The 7,694-nt window shown below is 59.9% G+C and carries 7 protein-coding genes and 1 tRNA gene; 5 read left to right on the forward strand and 3 right to left on the reverse strand.

Annotation, left to right across the window (positions count from 1 at the left end):
• The first annotated feature begins 159 nt into the window (after positions 1–159).
• Entirely contained in the window at positions 160–1,320 is a 1,161-nt protein-coding gene (locus HNR01_RS23605) for a glycosyltransferase family 2 protein (protein WP_183670219.1), read from the forward strand.
• Between the two features lie 117 nt (positions 1,321–1,437).
• Here HNR01_RS23605 and lipB read toward each other — a convergent pair whose 3' ends face one another.
• Positions 1,438–2,106, reverse strand: a complete 669-nt coding sequence (lipB, locus tag HNR01_RS23610; protein WP_183670221.1) for a lipoyl(octanoyl) transferase LipB — start codon at positions 2,104–2,106, stop codon at positions 1,438–1,440.
• Between the two features lie 132 nt (positions 2,107–2,238).
• Between lipB and HNR01_RS23615 the strand changes: the two genes are divergently transcribed.
• The 4 genes from HNR01_RS23615 to HNR01_RS23630 all read left to right on the forward strand — a co-directional run bounded on the left by HNR01_RS23615 (position 2,239) and on the right by HNR01_RS23630 (position 6,796).
• Positions 2,239–2,544, forward strand: coding sequence for a FliM/FliN family flagellar motor switch protein (locus HNR01_RS23615; RefSeq protein WP_017483910.1), 306 nt, complete (start codon positions 2,239–2,241; stop codon positions 2,542–2,544).
• Positions 2,545–2,670: 126 nt separating this feature from the next.
• Positions 2,671–2,755: transfer RNA gene (locus HNR01_RS23620), tRNA-Leu, on the forward strand.
• A 186-nt stretch (positions 2,756–2,941) separates the two neighbouring features.
• On the forward strand, positions 2,942–4,162 hold the full coding sequence (locus HNR01_RS23625; RefSeq protein ID WP_183670223.1) for a tyrosine-type recombinase/integrase: 1,221 nt from the start codon (positions 2,942–2,944) through the stop codon (positions 4,160–4,162).
• Between the two features lie 507 nt (positions 4,163–4,669).
• Positions 4,670–6,796, forward strand: coding sequence for a phage/plasmid primase, P4 family (locus tag HNR01_RS23630; RefSeq protein WP_246417621.1), 2,127 nt, complete (start codon positions 4,670–4,672; stop codon positions 6,794–6,796).
• A gap of 214 nt (positions 6,797–7,010) precedes the next feature.
• On the opposite strand, the gene HNR01_RS23635 is transcribed toward HNR01_RS23630, so the two are convergent.
• Both HNR01_RS23635 and HNR01_RS23640 read right to left on the reverse strand, forming a co-directional pair.
• A complete protein-coding gene (locus tag HNR01_RS23635) occupies positions 7,011–7,379 on the reverse strand; it encodes a hypothetical protein (RefSeq protein WP_183670227.1) in 369 nt (122 codons plus the stop codon).
• On the reverse strand, positions 7,376–7,663 hold the full coding sequence (locus HNR01_RS23640; RefSeq protein WP_246417629.1) for an ADP-ribosylglycohydrolase family protein: 288 nt from the start codon (positions 7,661–7,663) through the stop codon (positions 7,376–7,378). The genes HNR01_RS23635 and HNR01_RS23640 overlap by 4 nt, the downstream gene beginning before the upstream one ends.
• Positions 7,664–7,694: the final 31 nt, after the last annotated feature.

The following is a 7,694-nucleotide window of genomic DNA, read 5'->3' on the forward strand; positions in this document are numbered from 1 at the left end:
TTGCGGGTTGCCCGGGAAACCGGGGCCGGCGGGCCCTGTTCCGCCGCACGGGACCATCAGCCGCGGTTCATCAAGCGTGGCGCAGGGAGACGCGCGGCGCTGGCCGGAACCGCATCCGGTCCGTCCGGCGCCCCTCTTCGGCCTTCCCGGAGCCCGTCCGTGCCGCCCGTTTCCCCGACCCAGCCTGTTCTTGACACCGTCATCGCCATCCCCGTGCGCAACGAGGCCGAGCGGATCGCCCGCTGCCTGAAGGCGATCGATGGACAGGCCGGCCTCCCGCCGGGCCGCCTCGGGCTCGTGCTGTTCCTCAACAACTGCACCGATGGCACCGAGCGGATCGTGGCCGATCTGGTGCCGCAGATGTCGGTCCCGGTCCGGGTGATCGAGCGTGTCCATGCCGGAGCCCATGCGGGCTGGGCCCGCCGCGCGGCGATGGACGCGGCGGTCGCGTGGCTCGAGGAGGAGGGAACGGCCGAGGCGGCGACCCTCCTGACGACGGATGCCGACAGCATCGTGCCGCCGGACTGGGTCGCGGCCAACCTCGCCGCGCTGGGGGCGGGGGCCGATGCGGTCGCCGGGCGGGTCGAGCTGATCCCGGAGGAGGCGGCCCTGCTGCCGCCCTCGCTGCCGGCCCGCGGCCGCCTGGAGGACGCCTACGACGCCCTCATCACCGAGCTGGAGGCGCGCATCGACCCCGATCCGCACGATCCCTGGCCCTGCCATCGCACCACTATCGGCGCCTCGCTCGCCGTGCGGTTGCCGGCCTATCGCGACGTCGGCGGCATGCCGGAGATCCCGCTCGGCGAGGACGGTGCCTTCGTCGGCGCCCTGCTGGAGCGGGGCTTTCGCGTGCGCCACGACCGGGCGGTTATAGTGCTGATCTCGGCCCGCCTCACCGGCCGCGCGGCCGGCGGCGTCGCCGACACGATCCGCTCCCGCTGCGAGGAGCCGGACGCCCTCTGCGACGCGCGGATGGAGGCGGTGCCCCGCGCGCTCCACCGCTACGCCTGGCGGGCGCGACTGCGCCGGCTCTACAACGAGGGCCGGCTCGCCCACGATCTCGGCTGGGCGCGCCGGCTCGGCATCCCCGAGACGGAAGCCCGCCGCATCGCCGCCCTGCCGCGGGTCGGCGAGATCGTCGCGGCGGTCGATCGCGCCAGCCCGCGCCTCGTCTACCGCCCGCTGATGCCGAAGCAATTGCCGGGGCAGATCCGGCTCGCCCGCCTCGTCCTGCCGCTGCTGCGCGCGGCCTTGCGCCTGCGCCGGCCGGCACCTGCGACCTCTCTGCCGGTGGCGCCGACGGCCACCGCCGACGCGTGAAGTCCCGGGTATCCAAAGGGGTCAGCCCTTTGGCGGGGTCTCGGGGCAGCGCCCTGATGTCGTCCCAGGGCTCCGCCCTGGACCTGCGAAAGGGCCCACCTCTCGAAACCCCTGATTTCAGGCCTCGTCGCGCGTCGGCCCGAAGATTGGTTCGAAGGCGGCGCGCAGCGCCATGTCCACCTCGGGCAGGCTGACGATGCGGCCGAGATCGGCCAGGCTCGTGACCCCGTGCTCGCGCACGCCGCAGGGCACGATGCCGGAGAAGTGCGAGAGATCCGGCTCGACGTTGAGGCTGATGCCGTGCAGGCTCACCCAGCGCCGCACGCGGATGCCGATCGCCGCGATCTTGTCCTCGACGCAGACACCGTTCACCTCGCCCTTCTCCGGCCGGCGCACCCAGACCCCGACCCGATCCTCGCGGCGCTCGGCCCGGACGTTGTAGGCGTCGAGCGTCGCGATCAGCCACGCCTCCAGGCTCGCCACGTAGGCCCGCAGATCGGGCTTCCGCCGGTTGAGGTCGAGCATCACGTAGGCGATGCGCTGGCCCGGCCCGTGATAGGTGTACTGCCCACCCCGCCCCGTGCGGTGGACGGGGAAGCGCTCGGGCTCGACGAGGTCGGCGCTCTTGGCCGAGGTGCCCGCCGTGTAGAGCGGCGGATGCTCCAGGAGCCAGACCAGTTCGTCGGCCTCGCCCCGGGCGATGGCGGCCGCGCGGGCCTCCATCTCGGCCTCCGCCGCCTCGTAGCCGACGAGGGCGTCGCTCACGCGCCAGGCCACCGGCGGCATGCCTTCGCGCGGCAGGAATGTCGCGGGTGCGATCGAAAGCCGGGAAGCGGGTGTCGTGAAGGAATTGTTTACCAAGACTTCACCCTTGCATGCGGAAGGTTTTCCGAGCGTTGAGACAGGGAGCATCCGCGCGTGGCGGTCCTGGACGAATTGCAGGTCGATCTCAAGGTCGTGCTGGGGCGCAGCCACATGCCGCTGCACATGCTGCTGCGCATGGGCCGCGGCGCGGTGATCGAGCTGGAAGCCACCGAGACCGACATGGTCGAAATCCTCGCCAACGACCACCCGATCGCCCGCGGGCAGATCGTGGTGACCGGCAACCGCATCTCCGTGGAGGTGACCGAGCTGATCCGCAAGGCCGAGGTGGTGCGCACCCCCGGCGTGACGATCGGCGAGGGCGCCGTGCCGATCCTCGACGACACGGATGCGGGGCTCTGACGCGTTTTCCGAGGCGGCAAAATGCAGAGAAGCGAATCCGGCGCTTGTGCCCGCCCCGGGCTTCTGTTATCCGCTGCGCCGCCCACACAAGACACCGACCGCTGACGAAGCGGCACGGCGGCAAGGGCGGCCATGGCGGAATTGGTAGACGCGCTAGCTTGAGGTGCTAGTCCCGCGAGGGGTGGAGGTTCGAGTCCTCTTGGCCGCACCAAACTCTTTCCTAACGATTGGAAGGGGTTAGGGCGAAAATCAGAGTAAGGATGACCGCACTCTCACACAGCGGTCTCACACATTGCCTCTCAGAGTAGCCCGACCGTGGAAGGACCCTAAGACAGGGGTTTTTCATCTACGGCAACGAACTCCCCGTGACATTCTCCCGAGCTTAAGGGGACAGTCCGTGACGCTGCCGGTGGGTGGCTTGCGGATATCGGTCACCGTTGGCCCCATCGTTCAGGTGTCACTGCGGACGAAAGAGCCGAGCCAAGCGCGTATCTGGCATTCGGTGGCTGATGGGGCGTTGAAGCTTATCTGGCAGGCTCGCAGAAATGGTTCGGACCTCAGCATCCCGGCCGACACTCCGGCGAAGGTTGAGGAAGCGATCATTCAGCTTCCTCCGGCCGCAGAGACACGTCTCGAACATCACCCCCCGGAACTGGCTCCCGCAGGGAATGAGTCGAATGCAGGGACTGTGACTGCCGGCGCCATGTTCGAACGATGGGCCGCCTTCAGCGAGGACAAGAAGGCCCCGAACACCATCAAGCGGTATCGGGGGAGCTTCCGCTCATTCGAAGCCTTCACAAAGGGTCGTGACGTGCGAACGCTGACCGCCGACGACCTGTATGCGTGGGCTGAACATCGGCGTGACGTAGAGGGAGTGACGGCCCGCGCAATCAACAAGAACGATATGGTCGCAGTTGGGTCCGTCATGGGTTGGGCCGCCAGCCGGCAGGGCAAGAAACTCCTGTCGGACAACCCGGTCCGTGGCGTCCGCTTGGATGAACCTAGGCGGGTCGTGGAGCGAGAGAGGACGTTTCGAGAGCAGGAAGTCGCTGCGATCCTTTCGGCAGCCTCAGCGGTCAAGCCTGACGAAGAGAACCCTACCTTCGCTGCGGCCCGGCGATGGTGCCCTTGGCTGGCAGCATACTCAGGTGCTCGAATTGCGGAACTGACGCATCTGGAGAAGCGCGACATACGAACCGAAGCCGGCATTGTCGTCATGGACCTACGGGTCACTAAGACCGGGGAGCCGCGAACGGTGCCGCTTCACGCCCACCTGATCGAACTCGGCCTTTTGGCGTTCGTAGAAGCCTCTGCGCCCGGCCCCTTATTCTATGACCCCAAGCGACACGGCAAGGCGTCCTCAACTTCTCCTGCGGAACTGAGAGGGCACAAGGTTGGTAAGTGGGTTCGGGAAACTGTGAATCTCGATCCTGGCGTCGATCCCAATCACGGCTGGCGTCATACATTCAAGACAAGGGCACTTGGCGCGGGGATAGAAGAACGGTTGCGCGACGCTATCACCGGTCATCGTGTTGCATCAGTTGGACGACGATACGAAACACCATCCTTACTAATGCTGAGCCGTGCGATGGAGCGGTTTCCTCACTACAATGTCTAGCATAGTGTTCAGCCAAAGCTCGATTCTAACCTCTCCGAGGTGCGGCAACTCTAGGTCAATACAACTCTAGAATCGCATACGTCGAGCGGGGCCAGATCAATGATTTTCCGATCCAGGGCCTTCAAAATAGTATAGTCACGGCGCGTTCCGGCCCAATCGGCTGATGTGTCCGCATCAGTTTGTCTATGATAGTTAGCAATCGGAACGAGATGGCTGGAAATTTCTCCGAAGATGTGGCCGTGGATTAGCATAACACGTTGAGTGCTACATCTCTAGCGACATCGACGAAGATAAATCTCAATGCATAGACTTCATTAACATAGACAATTCGCGGCAGCTTGATCATTATAAGGTGGTCGCCGCAGAAATCACTGTCGAGACACTCTTACACGATCACCTATCAAGGTATTTCAACTCCGGCCGAGGAAAGGCGGCGGGCAGATTGATTGCGCTTGTGACGACGTGATCAATGATTATCAGGAGATATGATTGAATACGATTACACCTATGACCTACATTGAGAGCGGCTATGATATTACCGTACTCAGGTCGATGACGAAGAAGCCGTTGCTGAGTAACTGGACAGGCATCAGGCTAACGATCGAAGAAATCGAAACCTATGGAACATTCCCTGAGCACTACAACATCGGAATTAAACTCGGTTCAGCATCGCGCGGGATTGTTGATATTGATCTCGACTGTGATGCTGCGGTGTCTCTTGGAAGAAGGTTGCTGAACACTGAAACTCGTGTGTTCGGGCGCGATGATAATCCGGCGAGTCACTACCTGTATAGGGTTCCTGATTCTCGTAACACGCTGCGATTCAAGCACCCTGTTTCTAACGAGGTGATTGTCGAACTCCGAGGCAATAACTGTCAGACGGTCCTGCCTGGATCGATCTACGAAGATGGTTCGCGCGTTCGTTTCGAAGATTATTCTCTACCGGAACCCTTCGAAACCGATTGGGAAACCCTGGAGCGCCAGTGCGGGCTTATCGCTGCCGGAGCCGTAATGAGCGAGTTCTGGAATGAAGGGAGTAGGCACGCTCTGGCACTCGCTCTAGGCGGATGGGCTGCTCATAAGCGCATCGATCAGGGAACTTTCACGCGTCTAATCGAGGCGGTCGCAGAATACGCGAACGATGATGATGTTGCGGATAGAGTTGAATGCGTCCGAGACAGTTACATCGATCTCGCATCTGGTAATAAGGTGGCGTGGAAGGATGATCTCGAGCGGTTTGTTGATTATAAGATCATGACCGCTATCTCTAAGTGGCTGATGGTAAGCGCGGAGCCTAAAAGTAAATCTGCAACCCAACAGCCGAAGAAGCTCCCGAGCATTTCGAGCGACCTAAAGAGTGGGCAAGACTTCTGCGACTACATCGGAGATGATCTTATCTTCTGCGACGACGAAGAACGTTTTTATCAGCGGCAGAATGATGTTTATGAACCCGCGACCCTGGCATCCGTCAAGGGAAGTGTCATGGATTACGTGAAGTCATTCGATGTCGATGTGACCAACTTCGAAGAGGCCAGAAAACTTAAGGCGGCACAGTCTATTTCTCGGATCAACGCTATTGTTGAGGTATCGAGATCGAGCCTTCGAATCGCATCGTCTGAGTTCAACACCGATCCCTTCCTCGTCGGGTGTGGGAATGGCGTGCTCGATCTGCGGGCTGGTAAGCTGGTGAAGCCTTCCTGCATTGTAACTCGGAGACTCGGAACTAACTATAATAGTCAGGCCCAATGCCCTTCGTTCATCGAATTCCTGAAACAGGTATTTGATGGGGATAAAGAGAAGGTCGATTTTATCAGAAGGGGAGTTGGGTATACGTTGACTGGAAGTGTCGCCGCTCAATGCCTGTTCGTAGCCATCGGATCAGGGGCGAATGGCAAGTCAACGTTCCTTAAGATCATTCAGGAACTGATGGGTGACTATGGCACTTCTCTCCCATCCAACTCCTTGATGGCATCGAAGTTCGGCAACGATAAGACAGACGATATCGCCTCTCTTGCTGGACGGCGTTTCGTTTCTGCGAGTGAAGGAGAGATCGGTCAGAAGTTGGCTGTTTCCAAGGTCAAGTTGATGACAGGTGGCGATACGATCCCTTGTCGTCCGCTCTATGGTCAGTATTTCAACCTGAAACCAGAGTTCAAAATCTGGTTTGCAACGAATGACCTGCCCGTGATTCAGGGTGGCGACGAAGCAATCTGGCGTCGCATCCACGTAATTGACTTTCCTGTTAGCTTCAATGAAGGGCAGAGAGACAGTGGATTATTCGACAGGTTGAAGCTTGAACTGCCTGGAATCCTCAATTGGGCTTTGCAGGGTGTTCAAGAGCTTGGCGAGATGAAGAATGGCTTTTTGAATCCGCCTGCGTCTGTTCGCAATGGAACTACTCGATACCGATCCGACAGCGACACCGTAGCTTCTTTCGTCGAGGTTAGCTGCGATAGAGTCGAAGATGCTATCGAGAGGATGAATGTATTGCACTCGGCTTATAGTCGTTGGTGTGAAGCCAGTGGTCTTGAACCTCTGTCATCCAACATGTTCGGCAAGGAACTGATACGTCTCGGTTTTCCTGTTATTAGAAGAAAGGACGGAAATGGACGACTAGGCATCAGATTGAAGTAATAAGGTCGGGCCTAACAGCCCGACTCTCCCTTCGGTCGAATAACAGGAAGGTGGAAGGTGGAAGTTGATTCGCCAACTATCGCTGCTATTAATACTTCTCATTCTATAAACTTAGGGGTTCAACTTCCACCTTCCACCCTCAATAACAACAACACACCGAGAAAGAGAGGATGGTGCGCCCTGTGGTGATGTCATCATCAAGTTCTGACATCACTCACTTGCTCAATCCTAGCCCCGCTGTTCCTCGATCCGTCGTCATAGATGCTGATCCTATGGTCATCGTCCAGTCCAGCTTATCTAGAATAGTGCCATCGAGATCGATCCGAATTCCCCTGTTCGGTTCGAGGTTGATGACAATCGAAACCGGACGGCCGAATGATGGCAGTTCCTTCCCTCCGTATCGATCAAGCTTGGCCTGTAATCCTGCTAACGCTTGATCGATGAACGTATCTTCCGGCTGTGACAGGTCGAAGTCGATGCGTTTCAGCTTTGCCGCTCCTATCGCCCAGATCGTCAACATCGAAGTAGGCGGCCAATTCGCAGTCTCGATCACGGCATAGGGGATGAAGGGATCGTCGCTCATTGAACGCTCTCCGTGAACAGACGATCCGCTAAGCCCTCGATCCGATCATTCCAGGCCAGACGCTTCCGCCATCGTTCGGGGATGCCTGAAACACCGTAGAAAGCACCGGCAAGCTGACCTGCGATGGCGCCGGTCGTGTCAGCATCATCACCGAGGTTTACCGCCTTGAGGACAGCCTCGGAGAAGCTCCCTGACGATCCTACGCACCATAAGGCTGCCTCTGTCAATCGGCGTCCAATAGGGACCCAGGATCGGCGTCCAAAAGGGACCCACCCGCCGCGCATGAGCGCCGACGCAGAGGCCGATGCCGCGCAG

The organism is Methylorubrum rhodesianum, assembly GCF_014199985.1.
Lineage (GTDB): Bacteria > Pseudomonadota > Alphaproteobacteria > Rhizobiales > Beijerinckiaceae > Methylobacterium > Methylobacterium rhodesianum.

Coding starts and splice junctions, on each gene's coding strand:
- HNR01_RS23640 (WP_246417629.1), bottom strand. CDS start 7,663: ATGCGCGGCGGGTGGGTCCCTTTTGGACGCCGATCCTGGGTCCCTATT.
- lipB (WP_183670221.1), bottom strand. CDS start 2,106: ATGCCGCCGGTGGCCTGGCGCGTGAGCGACGCCCTCGTCGGCTACGAG.
- HNR01_RS23635 (WP_183670227.1), bottom strand. CDS start 7,379: ATGAGCGACGATCCCTTCATCCCCTATGCCGTGATCGAGACTGCGAAT.
- HNR01_RS23630 (WP_246417621.1), top strand. CDS start 4,670: ATGACCTACATTGAGAGCGGCTATGATATTACCGTACTCAGGTCGATG.